Consider the following 26,789-nt stretch of genomic DNA (forward strand, 5'->3'; position numbering starts at 1 on the left):
CGGCGGAAGGGCGACGGCGCCGTTGCCGGGCACCCACCCCTCAAGGCACCCTGAAGGACCTATGGAGACAGGTACGCTGACCGTTCCCGGCGCGGAGATCCACTACGAGGTACGCGGAGCGGGCCCGCCCCTCCTGCTGATCAACGGCGGCGACGGCGACGCCGCCCTCTTCGTACCGCTGGCCCGCCTGATGGCCGAGCACCACACCGTCATCACCTTCGACCCGCGCGGCAACTCCCGCAGCCGCCTCACCGCCCCACCCGCGCCCCAGACGATCGAGGACCGCGGCCACGACGCCCACCTGCTGCTGGACGCGGTCGCCGGCGGGGAGCCGGCGTACGTCTTCGGCACCAGCTACGGCGGCATGACCGGCATGGACCTCCTGGCCCGGCACCCCGGCCGGGTACGGGCGCTGGTCGCGCACGAACCGTTCGTGATCGACCTGCTGCCCGACGCGGACCGCTGGCACGCCCTGTTCCAGGAGGTCCACGAGCTGTACCGGCGCGAGGGACTGCGCCCGGCGATGCGGAGGTTCACGGAGGAGATCGGTGTGGACGACGCGCCGGAGCCGGACGGGGAACTCCCCGCACCGGTACGGGAGATGCTGGCCCGCATCCGGGCCAACCAGGAGACCTGCCTGGAGTACGAACTGCGCTCCTTCACCCGCTTCCGGCCGGACGTCCGGGCGCTGCGCGCGGGCCGGTTCGTCCTGGTGGCCGGCGAGGAGCGGCCGAGGACGCTGCTGCACCGCACGACGGAGGCTCTGGCGGAGGAGACCGGCGCCCGGGTCACGGAGTTCCCGGGCGGGCACGTGGGCTACCTGACGCACCCGGCGGAGTTCGCGGTGGCGCTGCGCGGGGCGCTCGCGGGCTGAGTGCGTAGCGGACTCGACGCCTCCTCCTCAGCAGCGCATCCCGGCGTGATCGATTGTCCGACCGACGGCCTAGGATCACACCGCCCCCGGCGACCGGAAGGTGAACGCCCGGGGCGGTCAGTGAAGCAACGGGGAAAGGCCGATCAGGACATGCGACTTACCGGCAAGCGCCGAATAGCCGTCGCCACCGCGGGTGCCGTGGCGGCGATCGGGATGACGGCGGCCGTCTCACCCAGTGCGTTCGGTATCGAGGGCTCCGTCCCGGAGACCGCCAAGACGCTCTCCGGGCCGGAGACCGCCAAGGCGCCGACGAGCGCGGGCCCGGCGGCCGCCGGCCGGGCGGGCGACCCGTCCGGCCACGCGGACTCCGGCGTCTCCGCGACGGATGGAACGGTCTTTCACAACGGAGTCATGTCGCTGGGCGCGCCGCCCGCGCACACGAGGGCGGCGGTGGCCGGTCCGCCCCAGGGCGAGGGGTGGAAACTGGCCAACGGTGTGACCAAGTCCCTGGCGACGGGTTACACGATCAAGTTCTACGACCAGCAGTCCGTGAACTGGCTGGGCCGCTATGTGAAGGCGTCCGCCGCCGACCTCAAGCGCGTCACCAACCTGCCCGTCTCCGTCAACACCACCCCCGTGGGCTGGAACTACAACCGGCCCAGGGGCGAGATCGTCATCGGTGTGCTCAAGCGCCCGTGCGTGCCGCCGGCGGACAACGGCCAGACCGGCTGGAAGGTCGTCCGCGACGGCTCGGGCACCGCCAACCTCAGCTGCGGTTTCATCTCCTCGTCGATCCCGAGCACCGTGACCAGCGGACACGCCTACATCGACAGCTCGTTCTTCACCAAGGACGGCAAGCCCTCGCCTTCCTGGGGCGAGACGTTCCTGCGGAACCACATCAGCCACGAGCTCGGCCACACCATGGGCCTGACCCACGCGGACCGCAGCGCGAAGCGCGGCGACTGCGTCACGGGCAAGGACTCCGGCCAGAAGCCGGTGATGTGCACGGAGACGAACAGCGGCTACCACGACAAGCGCGCGGGCACGTACGTCCAGCAGTTCGACGTACAGGGCCTGCGCCACCTCGCCGCCGGCGCCGGTGTGGCGGTCCCGCCCCAGGGCAAGGTGACGGGCCTCGGCGGCAAGTGCCTCGACGTCAAGGGCGGTAAACCGGCCAACGGCACCCAGATCCAGCTCTACACGTGCAACGGCTCCGCCGGGCAGTCCTGGATCCGGGCGAAGGACGGCACGTTCCGCGCGCTGGGCAAGTGCCTGGACAACGCGCGCAACGCCGCCACCGACGGCAACAGGATCTCGCTCTTCGACTGCAACGGCGGTGCCGCGCAGCGCTGGTCGGTCAACGCGAAGGGGCAGATCGTGCACGTCGCGTCGGGCAAGGTCCTCGACGTGACCGGCGGCAGCACCGCCAACGGCACGAAGATCCAGCTGCACACCGCCAACACCTACAAGCGCCAGCTCTGGAACGTTCCGAAGTAGCGGACGCCTTTCCGGCTCAGGGCAGTTCACCACCGTCGGGTGCCCGGCACGGTGATGCCCCGGGCCGGAACGCCGCTTGGGGCTACCAGGGCACGACCTGGCCCTGGTAGTCGACGAAGTGGAGGCCGGACTTCCCCCGGTGGCCCTCGATCGTCTCCGCCACTCCGGGAATGCTCTCCTCCACGCTGAGGTCCGCCTCGGGGCCACCGAGTTCGGTGCGCACCCACCCCGGGTCCATGAGCAGCAGCGTCCGCGTGTCCTCGGCGTGACGGGCGGCGTGGCAGCGCATCAGCTGGTTCAGCGCGGACTTGCTGGCCCGGTACACGTCCTGCCCGCCGTCGGTGTTCAGCGCGATGCTCCCCTGGTCGGAGGACATGACACCGATGGTCCCGGCCGGGGCGACCAGCGGGCGGAAGACCTCCACGACGCGCATCGGGCCGAGTGCGTTGGTGACCATGACATCGGTGAACATGTCCGTCGGGACCTCGCCGATCGGGATGTCGCCGCGCGCGATGGCGGCGTTGACGAAGAGCAGGTCGAGGGTGCGCCGCTCCAGTCGGTCGCGCAGCGCCAGGATCTGCTCCGGATCGGTCATCTCCAGCGACTCGACGGTCAGCCGCCCTCCGGACGTCTCGGCCAGTTCGTGGAGGCCGGTGCGCCGGCTGCCGCGGACCGTGCCGATGACGTCCCAGCCGCGGCGCAGGTACTCGGCGGCGAGCGCGAGGCCCAGGGTCCGGGAGGCGCCGACGACGAGGGCGGTCCTGCGGGTGTCGGTCATGTGATTCCTGTTCGTGGGTCGGGGCTGCCGTGAGGCGTTGTTCGCGGCAGCCGTCGGTCGTTCGCCGGCGCCGGGGCCGGAGTGGTTTCCGGCGGGACTCAAGTCTCCGAGCGGTTCGATCAGGCGTCCAATACTCTTCCGCCCATATCGATACCGTTGGGGCATGGATCTGGATCTGCGAAAGCTCCGCTATTTCGTCGCGGTGGCCGAGCACCGGCACTTCGGCCGGGCGGCACAGGCGCTGTTCATCGCGCAGCCGGTCCTCAGCCGGCAGATCCGCGCGTTCGAGCAGGAGCTGGGGTGCCCGCTGTTCACGCGGACCACGCGCAGCGTCGAGCTGACCCCGGCGGGGCGGCAGTTGCACGACGAGGCGCGAAGGATCACCACGGTGGTGGACGCGGCGCTGCGGCGCGTGCACGAGGCCGCGCGGGGCGAGCAGCGGCTCGTCGTCGCCTTCTCGCCCGGCCTGCACGTGTCGGACGCGATCCGGGCGTTCGCGGCGAGCCACCCGGAGGTCGGGATCGACGTCTTCCCGCTGCGCTGGTGGGAGCAGGACGCGCCGCTCCGCGACGGCCGCGCGCACGTCGGGTTCCTCCGGCGCCCTTTCGACGACGCGGGGCTGCGCACCGTCCCCATCGGCCAGGAGACCAAGGTCGCGTGCATGCCCGTGACGCATCCGCTGGCCGGCCGTCACACCCTCACGTCGGCCGATCTCGACGGTGAGCCGATCCTCGACGCCAGGACGCGGCGGACGTCCTCACTGGAGGAGAAGTTCGAGCTCATCGCCTCCGGGCAGGGCATCGCGCTCGTCCCCCTCAGCATCGCGGGCTCGTACTCCCGCCCCGACCTCGTCTACCTGTCCGTCACCGACGCCCTGCCCGTCGAGACCTGCCTGGCGGTCCCGGAGAACAACTGCTCAGGACCCGTAGGGGACTTCCTGGACATCGCCACCGCCACTCTGCGCCGGTACTCCGGCGACGTGAGGACGGGGACGTGGACGAGGGCGGAGGCGGAGCCGGGACCGGCGGTGACCGGTCCGCGCGCGGCTGAGGGGTGAGCGGCGGGGCGGTTGCTTCGGGTGCTGTGTCCCGCCGGGCGGGAGTGCGCTCCTGTTTCATCTGCTTCGAACTGACAGGCGGAAACCACCCTTTGGGGTGAAGTGCCTCAAGAACACTCCCCGTTCACCCGTCCGGGAACGACCATGACGTGGTCGATGCCGACGGCGCGCGATGTCCCCCATTGGCGCGCCGTCGGCTCCTTTCTCTCGTGGGGAGTTCCACACCCGTGTCCAGCACCACCAGCTCTTCCTTCGGCATGCCCGTTTCCCGCCGGGCGGCCCGTCTGTCCGCGGCCTCGCGGGGCACCGGCGGCGCGTTGATCGCCCTCGCCGCCCTGGCCGGGGGCACCGCGCCCGCCCACGCCACCGGCGACCACCACCCGGGCAAGGCCGACGCCGTCGTCCTGCGCGCCGGGCTCGACGTCTCGCTGCTCGACAAGACCGTCCGGGTGCCGGTCAACGCCGCGCTCAACGACGTGCACGCCCCGCGGAGCGCCGCGAAGACCGCGCTCTCCGTGCGGGTGGGCGGCGCCGAGCAGGGCAGGCCCGTGGAGATCCTGCGCGCCGACGCGGCCACGGCCCGCGCCACCGCCGACGACCGCGCGGCCAGGGGGTACGCCAACCTCCTCCACGCCAAGGTGCACGTCCCCGGCCTGCCGCTGCTCTCGCTGATCGAGGTCCAGCAGGTCACGTCGGAGGCGGTCTGCCGGGTGGGTCAGCGGCCGACCGCCACCGCCAACCTGCTGGGCAGCGTCTCGGTGCTCGGCAAGAAGGTCACCCTGCGCACCGGCGGCACGACCGACGTCGACGTGCCGGGCGTCGGCCGGGTCCGGCTCGACCTGTCGAAGACCGTGACCACTTCCCGCACCGGGGCCGCCACCGCCCTCGAACTGGCCGTGGACGTCAACCCGTTGAAGCTGAACGTCGCCGAGGTGCACGGCCGCGTCACCCTCGTCCGGGCCGGCTGCGAGACACCGTCGGGCGGCGGCAAGCCTGCTAAGGACGCGCCGGCCCCCGCGAAGGAGACCCCCGGCAAGCCCCCCAAGGACGCCTCGCGCACGAACGCCTCCGGCACCGGCGTCAAAGCCCAGACAGTCGCCGAGAAGCGGGACCTCGCCGAGACCGGCGGCTCCTCCGCGACGCCCTGGATCGCCGGCGCCGCCGGGCTGTTGGTCGTCGGGGGCGGCGGTGCGCTCGTCGCCGCACGCCGGCGGACGGCGGCGGCTCGCGGCCGCGACTGACGGGTGAGGGCGGGGGTGCTCCTCCGCCCTCGGGCTTCGGGGGCGCTCCTTCGGCGCTTGGACCTCGGGGTGCTCCTCCGTTGCCTGGACCTTGGGGGGGCTCCTCCGTCCGGGGCCTGGGAGCGTCCCCTCCGTCCGGGGCCTGGGGGCGCCCCCTCCTCCGGGTTCAGGGGAGACGCCCCTCCCCTGGACCCAGGGGCGCACCTCCGTCTGGAAGGCGCCCCTCCGCCGTCGCGCTCTCGGGAGCGTGGATCCGGGACAACCCTGAGAGGGTTTCAGGGCGGTCTGGGGGACGTCCCGGATGGGACCAGGCCCCACCCGGCGGAAGACTCTCTGTCATGGAAACGAAGACGGGGAAGCGCCGCGGGGCCTGGACCGCGGTCGCGGCGGCGATGGTGACGGTGGTCGGCATGGGCGGCGCCGCGCAGGCGAGTGCGGCGTCACCGCTGGACCGGCAGGCGCTGCGGGAATCGCTGGAGGGCCTGCCGGAGGACGACGTGACGGGCGCGCTGGTGCGGGTGGCGGGGGCGGACGGGCACTGGTGGGGCACGACGGGCGTCGCGGACCGGGCCACCGGTGAACGGGTGCGCGCCGACGCCGCGTTCCGGATCGGCGGCATCAGCAAGCTGTTCACCGGCACGGTCGTGCTGCAGCTCGCGGGGGAGCGGCAGGTCGACCTCGTGTCGCCGGTTCGGCACTACCTCCCCGACCTGGTGCCGGACACCTACGACGGGGTGACGGTCGGCATGCTGCTCGACCACACCAGCGGCTTCCCCGCACCCCCCTCGGCCGTCCTCACCGGCGATGGTTCGAACGAGTGGTACGCCGGCCACCGCCGCGACCACTGGGCGCCCGAGGAGATCGTCCGCCTGTCGATGAAGGGACAGCGGCTGTCCGATCCGGGCCGACGACAGCAGTACAACGGTGTCAACTCCTACGTCGCCGGCCTGCTGGTCGAGCGGGTGACGGGCAGGAGCCTCGCCCACGAGATCCGCGCCCGCATCGTCCGGCCGCTCGGCCTTGGCCGCACGTACCTGCCGGCCGCCGACGACACTTCGTTGGCGGGGCGGCACACCCATGGCTATCTCCAGGTCACCGAGAAGGACTCCTCCGGCGTGCCCCGCACGGTGCTGGAGGACGTCACCGAGCAGAGCCCCTCCCCGTGGGCGGAGGGCGGGATGGTCTCCACGGCGGCCGACCTCGACCGGTTCCTCGACGCCCTCCTGGCCGGGCGCCTCCTCCGGCCCGCCCAGCAGGAGTTGCTCTTCCGGCTCCCCGGCCGGGACGTCGTCAACGCGGACGCCAACCACTGCCCGGACGCCCAGGGACGGCCCGGCCCGGCCTGCTACAGCAAGGGCGGCCTGATGCGGGCCGTCCTGCCCGACGGCACCCCGGACGGCCTGGAGATATGGGGCAAGACCGGGTCCCGGCCCGGCTACGTCAACGGGCTCTTCGCCACCCGCGACCGGAGCAGGCGCCTCACCTACTCCTTCGGCTGGTCCGGGCGGCCGGGGAAGAGTGAGCTGCCCTACGTGCTGCGGACGACAGGGGCCGCCTTCGTGGGCGCGGCCAAGCCCTAGGGAGACGCGAGGGGCGAGGGTGGGAGCGCGGCTGACGGAGGCCGGCCGACGGGACGGCGGAGGGGCCGGTCGAGGGGGTGGCCGCGGGGCCGCTGAGGGGGGCGGCCGTGCCCGCGGTCACTTCCGGAGCAGGGTCCCGCCCTCGGGCAGGGATTCCTTCAGGGTTTCCTTCAGCGCCTCCGCGAAGCGGTCGGTGGTCGCCCGGTTCCGGACCGCCAGCCGGAGGTAGTCAGGACCCAGGCCGGGGAACGTGTCGCCCCGGCGGACCGCGAAGCCGAGCCCGCGCAGCCGCGTCCGCACCGCGGTGGCGCCGGGGGTGCGGATCAGGAGGAACGGGCCGGACGCCGGGGAGAAGACCGTGACCTCGTCGAACTCGGCCAGCCGGTAGGCGAGATGGGCCCGGTCCGAGGCGATGCGGTGCGCCGCCCGGTTCGCCTCGGCGAGCGCCGGGGCCGCGCTGCACGCCTCGGCCGCCACCAGGGCGGGCGAGGACACCGGCCACAGCGGCTGCGCCCGCTCCAGCCGGGCGACGGTCCCGGGGGACGCCAGGACGTAGCCGATCCGCAGACCCGCCAGACCCCAGGTCTTGGTGAGGCTGCGGAGGACGATCAGGCCGGGCAGATCGGTGCGGGAGGCCAGGGACTCGCCCTCGCCGGGGACCGCGTCCATGAACGCCTCGTCCACCACCAGCGTCCGTCCGGGCCGGGCGAGCCGGGCCAGGGCGGTCGCCGGGTGCAGGACGGAGGTGGGATTGGTCGGGTTGCCGACGACGACCAGGTCCGCGTCGCCCGGGACCGCACGCGGATCCAGCCGGAACCCGTCGGCCGCGTCGAGCACCACCCGCTCCACGGAGTGGCCCGCGTCCCGCAGGGCCGCCTCCGGCTCGGTGAACTGAGGATGCACCACCACCGGGCGGCGCACCCCAAGGGCCCGGGCGATCAGGACGAACGCCTCGGCCGCCCCGGCCGTCAGGAGCACCCGCTCCTCCGGGAGGCCGTGCCGGGCCGCGACCGCCCGGCGGGCGGCCCGGCCGTCCGGATAGGCGGCGAGGGTGTCGAGGGAGGAGGCGATGCGGTCGCGCAGCCACTGAGGGGGAGTGCCCGTACGGACGTTGACCGCGAGGTCGGTCAACTCCTCTCCCGTACCGCGCACTTCGGCGTCCCCGTGGTGACGCAGGTCGGGGTCGGGGGATATGTGCATGACCGGGGATACCTTCTCGCTGTGCCTCGCTGTGCGGTGCTTCCGTGGGTGAGACGTTACCGGGTCCGGCGCGGGGGATGTCGCGGTCCCTCCCCTTCTCCGCGCTCCGGCAGCCGCCGGGTTCCGGCCCCCGCGTCGGGGACGGCGGCGGGCAGGCGGCGGGCAGTGCCGCCGGCCGGACGGGACCGGCCGCGCCCACCCGGCGCCCGTCCGGCCGGAGCGGCGCCGGGCGACCGGATCCGTCGGGGCCGACGTGTCTGCGCCGTCTGCCCGGCAGCCGCACGTAGGATCGCACCCGGCTCGTGGTAAATGTCAGCTTATGTACCTATATGGTCAGCATGGAGGTTGGCGGTGGCCATGGATGGATCTGCTCCCCCGGCGCGGGTGTCCCCGCCCGGGCCGGTCGTCCGGGTGCCGGTTTCCCTCCGGGTGAACGGCACCGAGCGGCGGATCGAGGTGGACACCCGGACCACCCTGCTGGACGCCCTCCGGGACGGGCTGGGGCTCACCGGCACGAAGAAGGGCTGCGACCAGGGACAGTGCGGGGCCTGCACGGTGCACCTCGACGGCAGGCGGGTGCTGTCCTGCCTGACCCTCGCCGCGAGCGCCGACGGCCGCGAGGTCCGGACGATTGAGGGGCTGGAGCGGGACGGCACGCCGCACCCGATGCAGGACGCGTTCGCCCGCCACGACGGCCTGCAGTGCGGCTACTGCACCTCCGGGCAGATCATGTCGGCCGTCGCCCTGATCGAGGAGGGCCGGGCGGGCTCCGACGACGACATCCGCGAGTTCATGAGCGGCAACCTGTGCCGCTGCGGCGCCTATCCGAACATCGTGGCGGCGATCCGCGACGTGGCGGCCGGAGGCGACCGTGCGTAGCTTCGCGTACGTCCGGGCCACCACCGTCGACCAGGCGGTCACCGAGGTCACGGCGGACCCGGACGCCGCCTACCTCGCCGGGGGCACCACGCAGGTGGACCTGATGAAGGACGAGGTGTTCCGGCCCGCACGGCTGGTGGACATCACCCGGCTGCCCCTGCGCGACATCCGGGCCGACGACGACACCCTCGTCGTCGGAGCGCTGACCACCATGGAGGAGCTCGCCGCGCACGAGGCCGTCAGGGACCGGCTGCCGCTGGTGCGGGAGGCGCTGCTGAAGGGCGCCTCGCCACAGCTGCGGCACATGGCCACCCTGGGCGGCAACCTCCTCCAGCGCACGCGCTGCCGCTACTTCCGCGACCCCTCCGTGGCCTGCAACAAGCGCGAGCCGGGCACCGGATGCGACGCGCTGGACGGCTACCACCGGATGCACGCGGTCCTGGGCACCAGCCCGCAGTGCATCGCCACCCACGCCTCGGACGTGGCCGTGGCCCTCACCGCCCTGGACACCACGGTCCGCGTCCGGGGACGGGACGGCGAGCGCGTGGTGCCGCTGACGGAGTTCTACCGGGTTCCGGGCTCCACCCCGCACGTCGAGAACGTCCTCGCGCACGGAGAACTGATCACCCATCTGGAGATCCCGCTGCTGCCCCGCGGGGCCCGCTCCGGATACCTGAAGGTCCGCGACCGCGCCAGCTACGAGTTCGCGCTCGCCTCCGTCGCGGCCGTCCTCGTGATCGACGGCGGGCGGATCCGCACGGCCCGGCTCGCCCTGGGCGGCGTGGGCACCGTCCCCTGGCGCGTGCCCCGGGCCGAGGAACTGCTGCGGGACGCGCCGCCCGGCCCCGACACCTTCGCGGCGGCCGCGGAGGCGGCCCTGAGCGGGGCGGTGGCCCGGTCCGGCAACGGATTCAAGATCGAGCTCGGCAGGAGAGCGGTCGTACGGATGCTGAGCACCCTGGCGGAGGAGTCCTGACCATGGCCCGACCCGAGCTCGGTGAGGGGATCGACCGCGTCGACGCGCGGGTCAAGGTGAGCGGCCGCGCCACCTACCCCACGGACCACACCTGCCCCGACCTCGTCCACGGCGTCCTGGTGCAGAGCACCGTCGCCGCCGGGCGGATCACCTCCCTCGACACCACGGCCGCGAAGGCCGCCCCCGGCGTGCTCGCGGTGATCACCCACGAGAACGCCCCCGCGCTGCACGAGGTGCCCGACCGGGCGGCCTCGCTGCCGCCGCCCCCGTTGCAGGGCGACCGGATCCTCCACCACGGCCAGACGATCGCGGTGGTGGTGGCCGAGACCTTCGAGCAGGCGACCGAGGCCGCCCGGCTGGTGAGGGCCGTCTACGCGCCCGACACCCCCGTGGTGGACATCGACCACCCCGACGCCGAGCACCTCCACGACCCGTTCGGGACCGACGGCAGCACGGGCGACGTCGCCAAGGCCCTGGAGACCGCACCCGTGCGCGTCGAGCAGACCTACCGCACGGCGGCGAACACCAACCATCCCATGGGCCCGTTCGCGACGGTCGCCTCCTGGGACGGCGACCGGCTGACCGTCCACGACTGCACCCAGGGCCCCTCCCGCACCCGGGCCGACCTCGCGGCGACCCTCGGCACACCGCCGGACACCGTCCGGGTCCTGGCCCCCTACCTCGGCGGCGGCTTCGGCGCGGGGCTGCGCACCTGGGGGCACACGGTCCTCGCCGCGGTCGCCTCGCGTCAGGTGGGACGGCCGGTGAAGCTGGTGCTGACCCGCAAGCAGATGTTCACGTCGGTCGGCCACCGCCCCGACACCAGGCAGACCGTGGGGCTCGGTGCCACCCGCGACGGCCGGATCACCGCCGTGGACCACCGGGCGTGGCAGACCCTCTCGATCGCCGACATCAACTACGAACCCGTCTCCCAGCCCGCGCAGTCGGCCTACGCCAGCCCCAATATCTCCGCCCGGGACATCCAGGTCCGCGTCAACGTTCCCGCACCCGGCTCGATGCGCGCACCCGGCGACGCCCAGGGCAACTTCGCGCTGGAGTGCGCCCTGGACGAACTCGCCCACGAACTGGGCATGGACCCCCTCGACCTGCGACAGCGCAACTACGCCGACGAGCACCCGGTGACCGGACAGCAGTGGTCGAGCAACGACCTGCGCGAGTGCTACCGCGTCGGCGCCGCGGAGTTCGGCTGGTCACGCCGCGACCCCGAGCCGCGCTCCATGCGCCGGGGCCGGACCCTGGTGGGCTACGGCATGGCCGGGACGTCGTTCTTCTTCTACCAGTCGTCCTGCAAGGCCCGGATCACCGTCGCGCGGGACGGCGGCGCGGTGGTGGAGAGCGCGGGCATGGACCTGGGCACGGGCACCTACACCGTGATGACCCAACTGGCCGCGGAGTTGCTGGGGCTGCCGCTCCCGAGAGTGCGCATGGTCATGGGCGACAGCTCCCTCCCCGAGGCCACCTCGGCCGGCGGCTCCGGACTCACCGGCGCCATGGGCACCGCGGTCCACAGCGCCTCCCGGCACCTGATCCGCTCCTTCCTCGACCTGGTCCGTGACGACCCGCGATCCCCCCTGCGCGACGCGGAGTTGGACGGTGTCCGCGTCGAGGACGGCCGCATCGTGCGCGTCGACGACGGCCGGGGCGAGCGCTACGAGGAGATCCTCGCCCGGCACGGGCGGGACGAGCTGGCCGCCGACGGAGCGGCCGAGGCGCCCGGCCAGGATGGTGCCGTCGTGCCCACTGGCCCCTACGCCGCCAAGTTCGCGGAAGTGCACGTCGATCCGGACCTCGGGGTGATCCGGGTGGCCCGCCTGGTGACCGCCGCGCACTGCGGGCGCGTCCTGAACGAGAAGACCGCCCGCAGCCAGCTCGTCGGCGGCACCGTCGGCGGCATCGGCATGGCCCTGCTGGAGGACACCGTGACCGAGCCGCACACCGGGCGCATCGCCAACGGCACCCTCGGCGACTACCTCGTCGCCGTCAACGCCGACATCCCGCACCTCGACGTGCACTTCGTCGGCGGCCCCGACCCCACCACCCCCAACGGCACCAAGGGCTGCGGGGAACTCGGCATCTCCGGCACCCCTGCCGCCATCGCGAACGCGGTGTTCCACGCCACCGGCGTCCGCGTCCGCAAGCTGCCCATCACCCTGGAAGACGTCCTGTAGCCCACCGCGCGCACCCCGACTGGAGGCACCGTGCTGGACCTCGCACCCGAGCTGAGCCGGTGGTGCGCGCAGGGGCGCGACTTCGCCGTGGCCACCGTGGTGGCCACCCGGGGGAGCGCGCCCCGGCAGCCCGGCGCCGCCCTCGCCGTCGCCGCCGACGGCACGGCGACCGGCTCCGTCTCCGGCGGCTGCGTCGAGGCCGCGGTGTACGAGCTGTGCCGCCGGGCGCTGGCCACCGGCGAGTCCCTGCTCGAACACTTCGGAGGCGACGAGGACGACCCATTCGCCGTCGGCCTCACCTGCGGCGGCACGCTCGACGTCCTCGTCACCCCCGTCCGGGCCGGCACTCCCGCCGCGGTCGCCCTCATGGCCGCGGCGCGCGGTGAGGCGGTCGCGCTCGTCCGCGCCCTCGACGGCCCCGTCGGCCCCTCCGGCCTCTGCCTGCTCGTCCGGCCCGGCGGTCCGCCGTCCAGCTCCCTCGGCTCCCTCGGCTTCCTGGGCTCCCTCGGTGGCGGTCCGCCGCTGGACCGGGCCGCCGCCGAGGCCGCCCGCGCCCTGCTCGACGCCGGCCGCACCACCACTGCCGTCCACGTCGGCGCCGATGGGCTCCACTGCGGGGAGCAGGTCACCCTGTGGGTGGAGACCACCGCCCCGCCGCCCCGCATGATCGTCTTCGGCGCGATCGACTACGCGGCGGCGCTCGTCCGCGTCGGGTCCTTCCTCGGCCACCATGTGACCGTGTGCGACGCCCGTGCCGTCTTCGCCACGGAGGAGCGCTTTCCCGACGCCGACGAAGTCGTCGTCGACTGGCCCCATCGCTACCTCGACTCCCAGCGGCTCGATCCTCGCGCCGTGCTGTGCGTCCTCACCCACGACGCCCGGTTCGATGTGCCGCTCCTGGAACGGGCGTTGCGGTTGCCCGTCGCGTATGTGGGCGCGATGGGCTCCCACCGCACCCATCGTGAGCGCCTTCGGCGGTTGCGCGCGGCGGGGGTGACCGAGCCGGAGCTTGCGCGGTTGCGGTCGCCCATTGGTCTTGACCTGGGTGCTCGTACTCCGGAGGAGACTGCCTTGTCCATTGCCGCCGAGATTGTGGCCCACCGGCACGGTGCGAGTGGGAGTCCTCTCACTGGTACTGACGCTCCCATTCACCGGCCGGTGGAGGTGCGGCGCACGGTGCGTGCGGGGAGCCCCTGACCCGCCCTTTCACCGTTTCTGGCAGGGGCTGCGCCCCCGCAGAAACGGTGAAAGGGAGGGCCCGGGGCACCCTCACCCCGCCACCGCACACGTCACCCGCACCGACGCCACCTTCGGAACAAGGAGCACCGCCCCGACCCCGGCCGCCAGCAGAGCCGCCGCCTCGGCAACACCAGAGGTACCGACCGCCGCCCGGACAGCGGCAGAAGGATGAGGCACGGAAACCCGATCGAGTTCGGCGGAGCCGTAGGAGCGGATAGGCACGCCGAGACGGGCGGCCGCAGCGACGACGCCGGGTTCGGCGGCCCGGACGTCGAGGGTGGAGAGGAGGACGGGACGGCCGCCCGCCGGCAGACAGCGGGCGACTAGGGCCAGCACCTCGTCGGCCGGGACCCCGGGCCGGGCGCCCAGGCCCACGTAGAGGTCACGCACGGGCGCGGGCCGCCGAAACGAGGCGCTCGGCGACGCCGGGCGCGCCGGCCCAGTGGATGTGCAGGTACGAGGCGTGGACGCTGTCGACGGCGAAGCCCTCGACGCGGCGTTCGGGGAGGGTGAACCCCCAGGCGGGCGCGGGGCCCGCGCCCGGCTCGACGACCGTGCGGTGGAACTCGTGGCCGCGCACGCGGGTCCCGGCGGCGGCCAGTGGGTTGTCGGCGAGGGCGACGGCCTCGCGGTATCCCAGGGTGAGCCGGGGCGACATACGGGCCTCGGCGGGCAGCACCCCGCACATCGGCCGGCCGTCGAGCGACCGGCACAGGTACAGCAGGCCCGCGCACTCGGCGGTCACGGGCGCCCCCGACGCCGCGAGGGCGGCCACGGCCTCGCGCAACGGCTCGTTGGCGGACAGCTCGGGGGTGTACATCTCCGGGAAGCCACCGCCGATGACCAGACCGGCCGTGTCCGTGGGCAGCTTCTCGTCCCGCAGCGGGTCGAAGGGGACCACGTCCGCGCCTGCGGCCGTCAGCAGCTCCGTGTGCTCGGCGTAGGAGAACGTGAACGCCGGCCCACCGGCCACCGCGATCACCGGACGGGGGCCCGCCGGGGCCTCGCCCGCGGCGGAGGCGGACCAGGCGGGGCCCGGCACCGGCGGCGCGCTCCGCGCCAGGGCCAGCAGCCCCTCCAGGTCGCAGCCCTCCCGCACCCGCGCCGCCTGCGCGGCCACCGCGTCCAGCGCCTCGGCGCGCCGCTCGGCGACCGGGACCAGGCCCAGGTGGCGGCTGGGCGTGTCGACGTCGGCCACCCGCCGCAGCGCGCCCAGCACCGGAACGCCGGAACCGCCCAACGCCTCGCGCAGCAGCGCCTCGTGGCGGTCGGAGCCGACCTTGTTGAGGATGACGCCCGCGACGCGCACCTCCGGGTCCCAGGAGGCGAAGCCGTGCACGAGCGCCGCCACCGACCGCGACTGCGACGACGCGTCGACGACAAGCACCACCGGCGCCCGCAGCAACTTCGCCACGTGCGCCGTCGACGCCAGCTCGCCCTGCCCGCTCGCCCCGTCGAACAGCCCCATCACGCCCTCGACGACGGCGAGATCGGCACCGGCCGCGCCGTGCAGGAACAGCGGGGCGATCCGTTCCGGCCCGCACAGGAACGCGTCGAGGTTGCGGCCGGGGCGGCCCGTCGCCAGGGCGTGGTAGCCCGGGTCGATGTAGTCGGGGCCGACCTTGTGCGGGGACACGGCGAGGCCCGCGTCGGCGAACGCCCGCATCAGGCCGGTGGCCACTGTCGTCTTCCCGCTGCCGGACGCGGGCGCGGCGATGACGAGCCGGGGAACCGACGTCACGGGTGGTACGGACGTCATGGATGGTACGGATGTCACCACTCGATGCCCCGCTGGCCCTTCTGTCCCGTGTCCATCGGGTGCTTGACCTTCGACATGTCGGTGACCAGATCGGCGAAGTCCACCAGTTCCTGGGGCGCGTTGCGGCCGGTGACGACCACGTGCTGCGTCCCCGGACGGTCGCGCAGCACCGAGATCACCTCGGCCGTGTCGATCCACCCCCAGTGCAGCGGGTACGCGAACTCGTCCAGCACGTACAGCTTGTAGCGCTCGTCCGCCAGGTCGCGCTTGACCTGCTCCCAGCCCTCGCGCGCCTTTTCCTCGTTGCTCAGCTCGGAGTCGCGCTGGATCCAGCTCCACCCCTCGCCCATCTTGTGCCAGTCGACGGTCCCGCCCTCGCCCGAGGCGCCCAGCACCCGCAGCGCGTTCTCCTCGCCGACCTTCCACTTCGCGGACTTCACAAACTGGAATACCCCGATCGGCCAGCCCTGGTTCCAGGCCCGCAGGGCGAGACCGAAGGCGGCCGTCGACTTGCCCTTGCCGATGCCGGTGTGGACGAAGACGAGCGGCCGGTTGCGGCGCTGACGCGTGGTGAGACCGTCGTCCGGAACGACGGTCGGCTGTCCCTTGGGCATTACGCGGCTCCCCTGGTAGTGGTGCGGACAGTGTGGACGAGCGCGGTGACATTGTCTGCGCGGAGTTCGTCGAGGGTGACGACCGGCGCCTGGAGCGAGCGCCCCAACTCGCCCGCCAGTCCCAGCCGTACCGGTCCGGCCTCGCAGTCGACGACAACCGAGGCCGTTCCACCGGCGGCGAGCAGTTCGGCCGCGCGGGCGGCCCGGACCAGCGGCTCCGGACCACCGGTCGCCCGGCCGTCGGTCACCACGACCAGCAGCGGACGCCGGGACGGGTCGCGCAGCCGCTCCACGCGCAGCACCTCGTGCGCCCGGAGCAGCCCGGCGGCCAACGGGGTGCGGCCGCCCGTCGGCAGCCTCTCCAGCCGGGCCGCTCCCGCGTCCACCGACGAGGTCGGCGGCAGGGCGACATCCGCGTCCGAGCCCCGGAAGGTGATCATCCCGATCTTGTCCCGGCGCTGGTAGGCGTCCAGCAGCAGCGACAGGACGGCACCCTTGACCGCGCTCATCCGCTTGCGGGCCGCCATCGAACCGGAGGCGTCCACGACGAACAGGACGAGGTTGCCCTCGCGCCCCTCGCGCACCGTCTCCCGCAGATCGTCCCGGCGGACGACGAGACCGCGCCCGGCCCGTCCGCGCGCCCGCTGGTGCGGGGCGGCCGCCTGGAGCGTCGCGGCCAGGTGCAGGCGGGTCAGCGTCCCGCGCGGGCGGCGGGCACCGGTCGTGCGGCCGTGGGCGGTACGCGCCCGGGACCGCCGGCCCGCCGCGCCCTCCCCGAGGCCCGGCACGTCGAACTTCCGGGTGCGGAAAGGTTCGGCGGCGGCCACGGGAGCGGCCTCGGCCGCCTGTCCAGGAGCCGAACCCTCCTGGGGCGACGGCGAGTTGTCGCTCCCGGCGGCCGGCTCCGGCGCCGGCTGCTCCTCGCGCGGCGCGGGCAGGTCCGGGTTCTGGCCCCGGGGCGGCTCGCCGTCACCCGGGCCGCCATCACCCGGGCCGTCGTCGCCCGGACCCTGCGGACCCTCCGGGCCCCCGGGGCCCTCCGGACCCTCAGGACCGGGGTCGGGCTCCGGCTCCGGGTCGTCGTCCTCGTTCTCGAACTGCCGCAGGATCTCGTCGAGTTTGGCCTCGTCCAGACCCGGGGCGTCGAAAGGTGCGCGCCTCCGGCGGTGGGGGAGTGCCAGCAGGGCCGCCTGCCGCACGTCCTCCGTGCGGACGTCCGTACGGCCCGCCCACGCGGCGAGCGCGGTCGCGGTGCGCGCGGTCACGATGTCCGCCCGCATGCCGTCCACCTCGAAGCCGGCGCACACCGCCGCGATCCGGCGCAGCGCGCCGTCGCCGAGCCGCACGCCCGGCAGCAGGGCGCGCGCGGCGGCGATGCGCTCCCGCAGCGCGTCCTCCTCGGCGGCCCACTTGGCGGTGAACGCGGCCGGGTCCTCGTCGTACGCGAGCCTGCGGCGGACCACCTCGACGCGCTCGTCGGTCTCGCGGGAGGCGGCGACCTCGACGGTCAGGCCGAAACGGTCGAGGAGCTGGGGGCGGAGCTCGCCTTCCTCGGGGTTCATGGTGCCGACGAGGAGGAAGCGGGACGCGTGGCGGACGGAGACGCCTTCGCGCTCGATGTGGGCGGCGCCGGTCGCCGCCGCGTCGAGGAGGGAGTCGACCAGGTGGTCGCCCAGGAGGTTGACCTCGTCGACGTACAGCACGCCCCGGTGGGCACCTGCCAGCAGGCCTGGCTCGAACGCCTTCACGCCGTCGGAGAGGGCGCGCTCGATGTCGAGCGAGCCGACGAGGCGGTCCTCCGAAGCCCCCACCGGCAGTTCGACCATCCGCGCGGGGCGGACGAACCGGGTGCCGTCCTCGTGCGGACCGTCCGGGCAGGAGGCGTCCGGCGCCGCCGGGTCGCAGCAGAAGCGGCAGTCGGTGTGGGTCTCGACCTCGGGCAGCAGGGTGGAGAGCGCCCGGACGGTCGTCGTCTTGGCCGTTCCTTTCTCGCCGCGCACGAGCACGCCGCCCACCGAGGGTGATACGGCGTTGAGGAGCAGCGCCAGCCGCAGGCTGTCCATGCCGACGATGGCGGCGAAGGGGTACGGGGTGCTCATGCGGTGATCGCTCCTTCTGAGGGTGTCTCTGGGCGGGGCGGGACGAGGAGTGTGCCCCAGTCCCGCCCTTTCACCGTTTCTTCGGGGGCTGCGCCCCCGGCCCCCGCGTCGGGGTCATGGGCTGTGCCTCCGGCTTCCGCGACGGGGTGGCGGGTGGTGCCTGCGGCCTTCGTATCGGGCTGACGGGCTGCGCCCCCGGCCCCCGCATCGGAGTGAGGTGTGGTGTCCGCGGCTCCCGTGTCGGGTTGACGGGCTGTGTCTCCGGCTCCGGCTTCGGCTTCGGCGTCGCGGGTGGTGCGCCTGGCCCCGGCGTTGGGGGCATGGGCTGTGCCTCCGGATCCCGCATGGGGCTGATGGGCTGTGTCCCCGGCTCCGGCTTCGGCGTCGCGGGTGGTACCTCCGGCCCCTGCTTCGGGGGCATGGGCGGGATCTTCGGCTCCCGCACCGGGGTGGCGGGTGGTGCCCTCCGCTCCCGCATCGGGCTGACGGGCTGTGCCTCTGGCTCCGGCTTTGGCGTCGCGGGTGGTGCCCCTGGCCCCGGCTTCGGGGTCACAAGCGGGGCCTCCGGCTCCCGCAACGGGTTGGCGGATGGTGCCCGCGGCTCCCGCGACGGGTTGGCGGATGGTGCCCCCGGCGCCCACATCGGAACGAGGGGTGGTGCCTCCGGCCCCCGTATCCGCGTCGCGGACAGTACCCCCGGCACCCGCACCGGGCTCGCGGGCGCAGCCCCCCGCCCCCGCACCGGGCTCGCGGGCGCAGCCCCCCGGCTCCGCCGCGGGCGCACCGGGCGGGATGAACGGCAGGCCTGCCGGGACCCCGTTCTCGATCAGCCGCAGCAGCGCGTCCGTGTCGGCGTGCTCCTCGATCAGGTCGCCGAGCCGGTCCAGCTGCTCCTCGCGCAGGGCCGCGAACGACGTGTCCGGCGCGGGGACGAACCGCCGCCCCGCCTGCTGGGCGACGCGGCGCAGGAACGCGCGCCGGAAGTTGTCGCTCTCCAGGGAGCCGTGCCAGTGCGTGCCCCAGACCGAGCCGACGCGGCAGCCGTCGAGGAAGGCCTCGTCCCCGCCCGTCACTTCGGCCACGCCGTGGTGGATCTCGTACCCCTCCACCCGCTCGCCGAGGGCTTGGCCCACCGGCCGTGCCAGGGTCTTCTCCGCCGCGAACCGGACCCGTACCGGGAGGAGTCCGAGCCCGGTGACGACGCCGGCGCGGGACTCGACCTCGTCCTCGATGCGTTCGCCGAGGAGCTGGAAGCCGCCGCAGATGCCGAGCACCGGGCGGCCTTCGGCGGCGCGCCGGGCGAGGGCGTCGGCGAGGCCGCGTTCGCGCAGCCAGGTGAGGGCGCGGACGGTGCCGCGGGTGCCGGGGACGACGGCCAGGTCGGCGTCGGCCAGTTCCTCGGGGCGGTCGACGAAGCGGACGACGACGCCGGGTTCGGCGGCCAGCGCGTCCACGTCCGTGAAGTTGGACATCAGTGGGATGGCGCAGACGGCGACGCGCAGGATGTCCGCACCGTGCGGCGGGGCGACGACCGACTCGCGGACGGCGCCGCGGAGCGAGACCCGCAGTCCGTCCTCCTCGTCGATGCCGAGGCCGTGTGCGAACGGCAGCACGCCGAACGTCCGGCGGCCGGTGAGGCCGCGCAGCATCTCCAGGCCGGGTTCGAGCAGAGAGACGTCGCCGCGGAACTTGTTGACGACGTAGCCGGCTATCAGCTCCTGGTCCTCGGGGGAGAGGAGGGCGGTCGTGCCGAAGAAGGACGCGAACACCCCGCCGCGGTCGATGTCGCCGACCACGACGACCGGCAGCCGGGCGGCGCGGGCTATGCCCATGTTGACGATGTCGGTCCGGCGCAGATTGATCTCGGCGGGGCTGCCGGCGCCCTCGCAGATCACCGCGTCGTGGGTGCGGCGCAGCTCCGCCAGGCAGTCGGTGACCGTGCCGAACAGCTGCTCCTGGCGCCCGGAGTGGTAGCCGCGGGCGCTCAGTTCACCCACGGGCTTCCCCATGAGGACGACCTGGCTGCTGCGGTCGCCGCCCGGTTTGAGGAGCACCGGGTTCATCAGCGCGGTCGGTTCGACCCGGGCCGCGGCGGCCTGCATCGCCTGGGCGCGGCCGATTTCGGCGCCCTCCCGGGTCACGAACGAGTTCAGCGACATGTTCTGCGCCTTGAAGGGCGTCACTTTGACGCCCTCGCGGACCAGCCACCGGCAGATGCCGGCCGTGACCACGCTCTTGCCCGCGTCGGAGGTCGTCCCCGCGACCAGCAATCCCCCGCCCGGCTCAGCCACCGGTCCTCCTCGTCATGGATCCCGCTCCGAATCTGCCCACGCGGCGCCCCCGGGAGACCACCCACCGGCCGGCGACCGCGGTCCCCAGGGCCAGCAGCGACACCCGGCGCGAGAGCCGTACGGCCCGCTCGATGTCGGCCGTCGCGACCGGACGGTTCTCCGCGCCCAGGACGGGACGGTGTTCGACGCGTCCCGCGTAGGCGAGGGTGCCGCCGAGGCGGACGCCCAGGGCGCCGGCGAACGCGGCCTCCACCGGGCCCGCGTTGGGGCTCGGGTGCCGGGACGCGTCACGGCGGGCCACCCGCAGGGCGCCGCGCGGGTCGGGGCCCGCCAGCACCGCGAGGGCCGCGGTGAGCCGGGCGCCTGGCCAGCCGACGACGTCGTCGAGCCGGGCCGAGGCCCAGCCGAAGCGGCGGTGGCGGGGCGACTTGTGGCCCACCATGGCGTCCAGGGTGTTGACGGCGCGGAAGCCGACCAGCCCCGGCACACCGGCGAGCGCGCCCCAGACCAGGGCGCCGACGACGGCGTCGGAGGTGTTCTCGGCGACCGACTCCACCACGGCCCGGGCGATCTGCTGCCCGTCGAGCGCCTGCGGGTCGCGCCCGCACAGGTGCGGCAGCCGCTCCCGTGCGACCTCCAGGTCACCGGCCGCCAGCGCCCCGCCGATGGCGCGCGCCTCGCGGCCGAGCGACGTCCCGCCCAGGACGGCCCAGGTGGCGGCGGCCGTCAGCGCCACATCGGCCCGGCGGGAGCCGCGTACGCCGCGGGCCAGCAGGGCGGCACCGGCCGCCGCGCCGCCCGCGCAGAGCAGGGTGTGGAGGGTGCCGCGGCCGCGGTGATCGGCCCACAGGCGGAGTTCGACGGCGTGCGCGGCCCGGCCGAAGGCGGCGACGGGGTGGCCGCGGCGGGGGTCGGCGAGGGCGAGGTCGGCGACGAAGCCGAGCGTGGCGCCGCACGCGAAGCCGACGGGACCCGAAGTACCCGTACGCATCGGCTCAGACCGCCGTCGCGCCTCGGAGGGGTCGGTGAGGGGCGTCGGGTGATCGGCGGCGGCCGCGCATGCTGTGTGTCCTCACTCAGGGTCCGCGCCCTGGTTCGACGTGACCGGCTGACCCAGAGTCTCCTGGCTCCCGGGCCGACGCCGCGGCTGGGCGGGGTCATCCCGGTGACAGTGGCGGGACCGCGCCGGATTCGCACCGGCTTCCTCTGCTGTCGCCGTTTGGCCTCGGCAGTCCACCATGGCCCGCGAGCGGGCGTCAACTCGTGTGGGGATGCCCCTGACCCGCCCTTTCACCGTTTCTGCGGGAGGGCCCGCAACCCCCGTGAAAGCACCTTCGGTGCTTGTCCTCAAACGCCGGACGGGCTATCTCAGCCCGTCCGGTGCGCTTCGGGGGCTCACGCCACGATCAAGTAGATCCCGTACCCCACAGCCGCCGCACACAGCGCGAACGCCGTATACGCCCCCGTCCGCACGACCCCGGACGGAGCCCCCTTGCCGCCCCGCGACGGCGACGTCCCCACGATCCCGAGGGTGAAGACCCCCACCAGCCCCACGGTCATCACGAGGCTGATGCCGAAGACCTGCCCGAGAGCTGACCAGTCGATGTTCATAAACGGAAGTCCTCAGCTGGTCGCGACCACGGCCGGAGCGGCCGGGGCGGGAGCGGGCTCGGGGGTGACGGCCGGGGTGGCCGGGACGGCCGGGGCGGCGGCGGGCACGGGGCCCGCCGGCGGCGGGGCGACGGCCTGGAGGGCGGCCGTGACGACACCGACCGGCTCGGCCGGGACGGCGGCGGTCTCCGGGGAGCCTGCCAAGTCGGCGGAAGTCACGGGCTTGCGGCGGGAGACCAGCCAGATCGCGCCGCTGACGCCCAGGCCGAGCACGGCGACCGCGGCCACGCCCCAGTCGCCCTGGTCGGCGAGGAGGGCGGCACCGCCGGCGACGAGGCCCGCGGCCGGGAGGGTCAGGCACCAGGCGATGACCATGCGGCCGGCGGTGGACCAGCGCACGACGCCGCCCTTGCGGCCGAGGCCGGCGCCCATGATCGAGCCGGAGCAGACCTGGGTGGTGGAGAGGGCGAAGCCGATGTGCGAGGAGGCGAGGATCACCGTCGCGGCGCCGGTCTGGGCGGCGAAGCCCTGGGCCGGGCGGATGTCGGTGAGGCCCTTGCCGAGGGTCTGGATGATGCGCCAGCCACCCAGGTAGGTGCCGAGGGCGATGGCGACGCCCGCCGAGACGACGACCCACAGCGGCGGGTCGGAGTGCGGGGCGACGACGCCACCGGTGACCAGGGCGAGGGTGATCACGCCCATGGTCTTCTGCGCGTCGTTGGTGCCGTGGGCCAGCGAGACCAGGGCGGCCGAGGCGATCTGCCCGGCGCGGTAGCCCTTGGCGGTGTCCGCCTCGTCGCGGTTGCGGGCCAGCCGGTAGGTCAGCCGGGTCGCGGCCCAGGCGGAGATGCCGGCCACGAGCGGGGCGGCCACGGCCGGGATGAGGACCTTCATGATGACCTTGTCGCCGTTGACCGCGTCGAAGCCGACGGAGGCGACGGTCGCGCCGATCAGGCCGCCGAAGAGGGCGTGCGAGGAGCTGGAGGGCAGGCCCGCCAGCCAGGTCAGCAGGTTCCAGACGATCGCACCGACCAGACCGGCGAAGATCACCTCTGGTCTGATCCCGGCGGTCTCGTCGATGATGCCTCCGGAGATCGTCTTGGCGACCTCCACGGAGAGGAACGCGCCGACGAGGTTGAGCACCGCCGACATCGCCACCGCTGCCTTGGGCTTGAGTGCCCCGGTGGAAATGGTGGTGGCCATCGCGTTGGCCGTGTCGTGGAAGCCGTTCGTAAAGTCGAACACCAAGGCCGTGACGATCACGATCCCGATGAGAAGCGTGATGTGTTCCATTCACCCAGGCAATCAGTCCGGTGGTCAGTACACGGCGACCGTAGGGATCCAGGGTGAACGGAAGGTGAACTGAGGCGGGCTCCATGGTGACGCGAACCGGAGGCGGCAATCGATGACGGAACCCACGGACGACACGACGATCACCCGGATCCGGGCGGACGTGCTGGCCACGGCCCGCCGGACGGTCACCGAGGGCCTGGTGGTGGGCACCTCGGGAAATGTCTCCGCCCGGGTCGGCGACATGATCCTTGTCACGCCCAGCGGCGTCCCCTACGACCGGCTCGGCCCGGAGGAGATCGTCGCCGTGGACCTCGACGGCCGCCGGCTCCACGGCTCCCTCGCCCCCACGAGCGAGCTCCCCCTCCATCTCGCCGTCTACCGGGCCACCGACGCCGCGGCCATCGTCCATACGCACGCCGTCCACGCCACGGCCGTCTCCACCCTCGTCACCGAGCTGCCCCCGATCCACTACATGACCGCCGCCCTCGGCGGACCCGTACGGGTCGCCCCCTACGCCCTCTACGGCAGCGACGAGCTCGCCCGCCACGCCCTGACCGCCCTGGACGGCCGCACCGGCTGCCTCCTGCGCAACCACGGCACCCTCACCCACGGGGCGACCCTGGACCAGGCGTACGACCGCACCGCCCAGCTGGAGTGGATGTGCCACGTCTGGCTCGCGGCCTCCGGCGCGGCCGGCCGGAGCCCGTCGCTGCTCGACGCCGGGCAGCTGGCGGAGGCGGCGGAGAAGCTGAGCGGGTACGGACAGCGGCGGGACTGAGCCCGGCCGGACGGGGCAACCGCGGAGGGAAACCGAGGGAATCCGCGGAGAACGCGGAGAAAGAGGAGCAAACGGCGGGAGGAAGCGTGGCCGGTGATCACCCGCTCGCCCGTCCACGCCGACTGGCCCCGCCCAGCCCGTGTGCGGACACTGGAGGGATGCATCTGGTCCGGACGACGGCGATGACAGCGGCGACCATGATCGGTGCCGGGGCGGCCGCACTGGCCGCCGGACGGTACGCGGGCGACACCCTCCTCGGAACCGGACCGGACCGGCCGCTCCCCGGGGAACAGCCGCTCACCGTACGGGCCGTCGACGCCGCCACCGTCACCCTCGACCGGACGGCCGCCTCCCTGCGCCCCGGCACCTACGGGCTCACCGGCCGGGGCCTGCACGCCGTCGTGGGGCCGCCCGTCGCGGACGTCTCCCATCCGCACGACCGCGTCGTCCGGCACCTCGAACGGATCACCCACGGGGACCTCAGGGCGGGCGTCAGGGTCCGGCTCACCCCCCAGGTGCACCTCGGCGACCCGCGCGCGGCCCTCGGCCTCGACCACGACGACGTGGACCTCGCGGGGCAGGACGGCCCGCTGCCCGCCTGGTTCCTGCGCGGCGCCCGCGACACCTACGTGATCGCGGTGCACGGCATCGGCACCACCCGCGAGCACCCCATGGTCCTGCTGCCGTTCCTGCGCAAGACCCGGCTCCCCGTGCTCGTCCCCGCCCTCCGCGGCGACCCCGGCGCGCCCCGCCCCGCCGACGGCATCGGCCGCCTCGGCGCCGCCGAGTGGCAGGACGTCGCCACCGCCGTCGAGGAGGCCGTCCGGCACGGAGCCCGGCACGTGGTCCTGCACGGCTGGTCCACCGGGGCCACCGCGGCCCTGCTGGCCGCCGCCGACCCCCGGATCCGGCCGCACATCGGAGGGCTCGTCCTGGACTCGCCGGTGCTCGACTGGAACGCCGCGCTGCACGCCCTCGCCGCGCGCCGCCTCCCCGCGGCGCTGCGCCCGCTCGGGGTGCGCGCGGCCCGGGTGCGGGCCGGGCTCGACCAGGGGACGCTCCGGGCCGCCGCCGACCCCGCGCGGCTGTCGGTCCCCACGCTGCTCCTGCACGGCCCGGACGACGCCGTCGCGCCCTGGCGGCACTCCCGGGACCTCGCCGCCCGCCGCCCGGACCTCGTCACCCTGCGCACGGTCCGCGACGCCGGGCACGCCGCCCTGTGGAACGCGGACCGGGCGGGGTACGAGGAGACGCTGCGACGGTTCCTGACCCCCCTTATGTAGGTTGCCACCAGGGGGCATCGTGACTGCACGGTTGATTCCGATTGGGTTTTCGGAGCGTGAACGGCAAGACTGCACTTGTGACGTCCCGTACTCCGCGCGACTCCCGGCTCAGACTCGTACCCCGGCAGCCGATCGCCGCCGCCCGCAGGGCCGTGGCGAACCGAGGCTCCCGTCCGGCCCCCCGCCCGCCCGCCGGCCTCCCGGGCCGTCCGGAGCTCGCCCGGCAGGCGAGAGCCGGGCTCACCGGTGCCGTCCGGCTGGCCCGCTGGGCGGCCGAAGAGTGCGCCCGCGGGGCCGGACCGGGCCCCGAGGAGGCCGGCGGTCTGCGGGCCGGCGCGGCCGACCGGGCCGCGGCCGCCCTGGGCCTGACGGTCCGCCAGGTGCGGGCCGACTGGGACCGGGCCCGGCTGGCCGGACTGCTCGAACTGCACGGCGGCAGCGCCCGCCCCGGCTGGCGGCTGACCGCCTGGGACCGGGACGACAGCGCCGTACTGCGCGGCTGGGTCGCGCTGTTCGACGCCTGGTCGCTCGCCCACCCGGAACCGGCGGGCACCGATCCGACCGTGGCCGCCGAGGTCGTCGAGGCCGCGCCCCAACTGCTGTCCGTCATGCACCTGTCGGCCGGCCCGGTGTCGGTCGCCATGCTGCTCGACCTGCTCCAGCAGCGGGTGGCCGAGATCCGGGCGGAGCGCTGCGAGGTCCCGTACGACGGGCCCGAACCAGCCCCGACCGGCGCGCCCGTCCCCGGCCCCCGCACCGGTGACCCCGAGGGCACCGACCCGCTCCCGGACCTGCTCGCCTGGGCCCTCGAAGGGCTGGCCTCGGTCGGCGCCCTCGTGGTGCGCGGCGGGACGGGCCCGCGGGCCGAGGCGGTGCTGACACCGCTCGGCAACTGGGCCGTCTGGGTCAAGCTCGAACAGATCTGTGTCGCCGCCCAGAGCCCCGCGGGCAACATCGAGCTCGCCGCCGAGGCCATGCTGCGCGGCTGCGCCGACCTCAGCCCGGGACCGGCCCGCGCCGAGTACCGGGCCTGGCTCGCCGCCCGGCCGGTGCGCAGCGCCGTCGCCGAGCTCCTGGACGCGGCCCGCGGCGACGACGCCCTCCTGCGGGGCCTGGCCTTCGAGGCCCTGCGGGCGGTCGGCGCGCCCGCCGAACCCGCCGTCCGGGCGGTCGTCGACGAGACGGTCCTGCGCCCCTACGCCCTGCTGTGGCTCGCCGAGCAGGAGGGGCACGACCCGGAGGAGGCCGCCGAGGTCCTCACCCGGGAGGAGGCCACCTGGCTCTGGGTGGACACCGCCGCGGCCGTCGCCGACCACGGCGAGAGCCGGCTGCTCGTCCGCCACCTCGAATCCGCCGTGCAGGGCACGGTGCCCGCCCTGCTGGAGGAGGTACGGGCCGTGGGGCACCCCCGCACCGTCCAGGTGCTGGTGGCGCTGGCCGCCGCGCACCCCGACCCGGCCCTCGCCAAGGCCGTGCGCCGGGCGGCGTTCCAGGTGCACCGCGGGGGCAGCTGAGCCTCCCCCCGTCGAGCGTCCCCCGTCCGGCCCGGGG

21 protein-coding genes, 1 pseudogene and 1 riboswitch are annotated in these 26,789 nt (G+C 74.4%); of the genes and pseudogenes, 12 read left to right on the forward strand and 10 right to left on the reverse strand.

Annotated elements, in window-relative coordinates; genetic code table 11:
* Positions 1 to 61: 61 nt before the first annotated feature.
* The gene (locus tag HN013_RS19400; RefSeq protein WP_171167890.1) at positions 62 to 874 is read left to right on the forward strand and encodes an alpha/beta fold hydrolase; all 813 of its coding nucleotides are present in this window, start codon (positions 62 to 64) and stop codon (positions 872 to 874) included.
* A gap of 150 nt (positions 875 to 1,024) precedes the next feature.
* Complete coding sequence (locus HN013_RS19405) at positions 1,025 to 2,371, forward strand: ricin-type beta-trefoil lectin domain protein (protein WP_171167892.1); 1,347 nt, start codon at positions 1,025 to 1,027, stop codon at positions 2,369 to 2,371.
* A gap of 82 nt (positions 2,372 to 2,453) precedes the next feature.
* Here the strand turns inward: HN013_RS19405 and HN013_RS19410 are convergent, their stop codons facing one another.
* Entirely contained in the window at positions 2,454 to 3,149 is a 696-nt protein-coding gene (locus HN013_RS19410) for an SDR family NAD(P)-dependent oxidoreductase (protein ID WP_171167893.1), read from the reverse strand.
* Positions 3,150 to 3,312: 163 nt separating this feature from the next.
* Between HN013_RS19410 and HN013_RS19415 the strand changes: the two genes are divergently transcribed.
* From HN013_RS19415 to HN013_RS19425, 3 genes are all read left to right on the forward strand, one after another.
* Positions 3,313 to 4,206 (forward strand): LysR family transcriptional regulator, encoded by an 894-nt coding sequence (locus HN013_RS19415; protein ID WP_171167895.1) that lies wholly within the window; start codon positions 3,313 to 3,315, stop codon positions 4,204 to 4,206.
* A 227-nt stretch (positions 4,207 to 4,433) separates the two neighbouring features.
* Positions 4,434 to 5,447, forward strand: coding sequence for an SCO1860 family LAETG-anchored protein (locus HN013_RS19420; RefSeq protein ID WP_171167897.1), 1,014 nt, complete (start codon positions 4,434 to 4,436; stop codon positions 5,445 to 5,447).
* Positions 5,448 to 5,785: 338 nt separating this feature from the next.
* Complete coding sequence (locus tag HN013_RS19425; protein ID WP_249375157.1) at positions 5,786 to 7,027, forward strand: serine hydrolase; 1,242 nt, start codon at positions 5,786 to 5,788, stop codon at positions 7,025 to 7,027.
* A 117-nt stretch (positions 7,028 to 7,144) separates the two neighbouring features.
* Here the strand turns inward: HN013_RS19425 and cobC are convergent, their stop codons facing one another.
* Positions 7,145 to 8,227 carry an Rv2231c family pyridoxal phosphate-dependent protein CobC gene (gene cobC, locus HN013_RS19430; RefSeq protein ID WP_171167899.1) on the reverse strand — a complete coding sequence of 361 codons (1,083 nt, stop codon included), beginning with the start codon at positions 8,225 to 8,227 and terminating at the stop codon, positions 7,145 to 7,147.
* A 357-nt stretch (positions 8,228 to 8,584) separates the two neighbouring features.
* Between cobC and HN013_RS19435 the strand changes: the two genes are divergently transcribed.
* From HN013_RS19435 to HN013_RS19450, 4 genes are read left to right on the forward strand one after another with little or no spacing between them, the layout of a single operon-like run.
* Positions 8,585 to 9,106: a (2Fe-2S)-binding protein gene (locus HN013_RS19435; protein WP_171167955.1), complete on the forward strand. Its 522-nt coding sequence runs from the start codon at positions 8,585 to 8,587 to the stop codon at positions 9,104 to 9,106.
* A complete protein-coding gene (locus tag HN013_RS19440) occupies positions 9,099 to 10,082 on the forward strand; it encodes a xanthine dehydrogenase family protein subunit M (RefSeq protein WP_171167901.1) in 984 nt (327 codons plus the stop codon). The genes HN013_RS19435 and HN013_RS19440 overlap by 8 nt, the downstream gene beginning before the upstream one ends.
* A 2-nt stretch (positions 10,083 to 10,084) precedes the next feature.
* Positions 10,085 to 12,271, forward strand: coding sequence for a xanthine dehydrogenase family protein molybdopterin-binding subunit (locus tag HN013_RS19445; protein ID WP_171167903.1), 2,187 nt, complete (start codon positions 10,085 to 10,087; stop codon positions 12,269 to 12,271).
* A 30-nt stretch (positions 12,272 to 12,301) separates the two neighbouring features.
* Positions 12,302 to 13,468 (forward strand): XdhC family protein, encoded by a 1,167-nt coding sequence (locus tag HN013_RS19450; RefSeq protein WP_171167905.1) that lies wholly within the window; start codon positions 12,302 to 12,304, stop codon positions 13,466 to 13,468.
* A gap of 72 nt (positions 13,469 to 13,540) precedes the next feature.
* Here the strand turns inward: HN013_RS19450 and HN013_RS19455 are convergent, their stop codons facing one another.
* The 8 genes and pseudogenes from HN013_RS19455 to HN013_RS19490 form a co-directional block, all read right to left on the reverse strand.
* A complete protein-coding gene (locus tag HN013_RS19455) occupies positions 13,541 to 13,900 on the reverse strand; it encodes a cobalamin biosynthesis protein (protein ID WP_171167907.1) in 360 nt (119 codons plus the stop codon).
* Complete coding sequence (locus HN013_RS19460) at positions 13,893 to 15,269, reverse strand: cobyrinate a,c-diamide synthase (protein WP_171167909.1); 1,377 nt, start codon at positions 15,267 to 15,269, stop codon at positions 13,893 to 13,895. The genes HN013_RS19455 and HN013_RS19460 overlap by 8 nt, the downstream gene beginning before the upstream one ends.
* A gap of 14 nt (positions 15,270 to 15,283) precedes the next feature.
* A complete protein-coding gene (gene cobO, locus HN013_RS19465; protein ID WP_171167911.1) occupies positions 15,284 to 15,883 on the reverse strand; it encodes a cob(I)yrinic acid a,c-diamide adenosyltransferase in 600 nt (199 codons plus the stop codon).
* The gene (locus HN013_RS19470; RefSeq protein WP_171167913.1) at positions 15,883 to 17,982 is read right to left on the reverse strand and encodes a putative cobaltochelatase; all 2,100 of its coding nucleotides are present in this window, start codon (positions 17,980 to 17,982) and stop codon (positions 15,883 to 15,885) included. Before HN013_RS19470 ends, cobO begins: the two co-directional genes overlap by 1 nt.
* Positions 17,983 to 18,751: 769 nt before the next feature.
* A pseudogene (locus HN013_RS19475) lies at positions 18,752 to 20,273 on the reverse strand (cobyric acid synthase); the annotation flags it as partial.
* Entirely contained in the window at positions 20,266 to 21,264 is a 999-nt protein-coding gene (locus HN013_RS19480; protein WP_171167915.1) for a cobalamin biosynthesis protein, read from the reverse strand. The gene HN013_RS19480 and the pseudogene HN013_RS19475, both read right to left, overlap by 8 nt.
* A gap of 125 nt (positions 21,265 to 21,389) precedes the next feature.
* A riboswitch (cobalamin riboswitch) is annotated at positions 21,390 to 21,481 on the reverse strand.
* Positions 21,482 to 21,668: 187 nt separating this feature from the next.
* A complete protein-coding gene (locus HN013_RS19485) occupies positions 21,669 to 21,884 on the reverse strand; it encodes a hypothetical protein (RefSeq protein WP_171167917.1) in 216 nt (71 codons plus the stop codon).
* Between the two features lie 12 nt (positions 21,885 to 21,896).
* Entirely contained in the window at positions 21,897 to 23,177 is a 1,281-nt protein-coding gene (locus tag HN013_RS19490; RefSeq protein ID WP_171167919.1) for an inorganic phosphate transporter, read from the reverse strand.
* Positions 23,178 to 23,289: 112 nt separating this feature from the next.
* Here HN013_RS19490 and HN013_RS19495 point away from each other — a divergent pair, with 112 nt between their 5' ends.
* From HN013_RS19495 to HN013_RS19505, 3 genes are all read left to right on the forward strand, one after another.
* Positions 23,290 to 23,955 carry a class II aldolase/adducin family protein gene (locus HN013_RS19495; protein ID WP_171167921.1) on the forward strand — a complete coding sequence of 222 codons (666 nt, stop codon included), beginning with the start codon at positions 23,290 to 23,292 and terminating at the stop codon, positions 23,953 to 23,955.
* A gap of 158 nt (positions 23,956 to 24,113) precedes the next feature.
* Entirely contained in the window at positions 24,114 to 25,238 is a 1,125-nt protein-coding gene (locus HN013_RS19500) for an alpha/beta hydrolase (protein ID WP_249375158.1), read from the forward strand.
* Between the two features lie 77 nt (positions 25,239 to 25,315).
* The gene (locus tag HN013_RS19505; protein ID WP_171167923.1) at positions 25,316 to 26,752 is read left to right on the forward strand and encodes a hypothetical protein; all 1,437 of its coding nucleotides are present in this window, start codon (positions 25,316 to 25,318) and stop codon (positions 26,750 to 26,752) included.
* The last annotated feature ends 37 nt before the right edge of the window (positions 26,753 to 26,789 follow it).

The organism is Streptomyces sp. I05A-00742, assembly GCF_013055795.1.
In the GTDB taxonomy this organism is placed as follows: domain Bacteria; phylum Actinomycetota; class Actinomycetes; order Streptomycetales; family Streptomycetaceae; genus Streptomyces.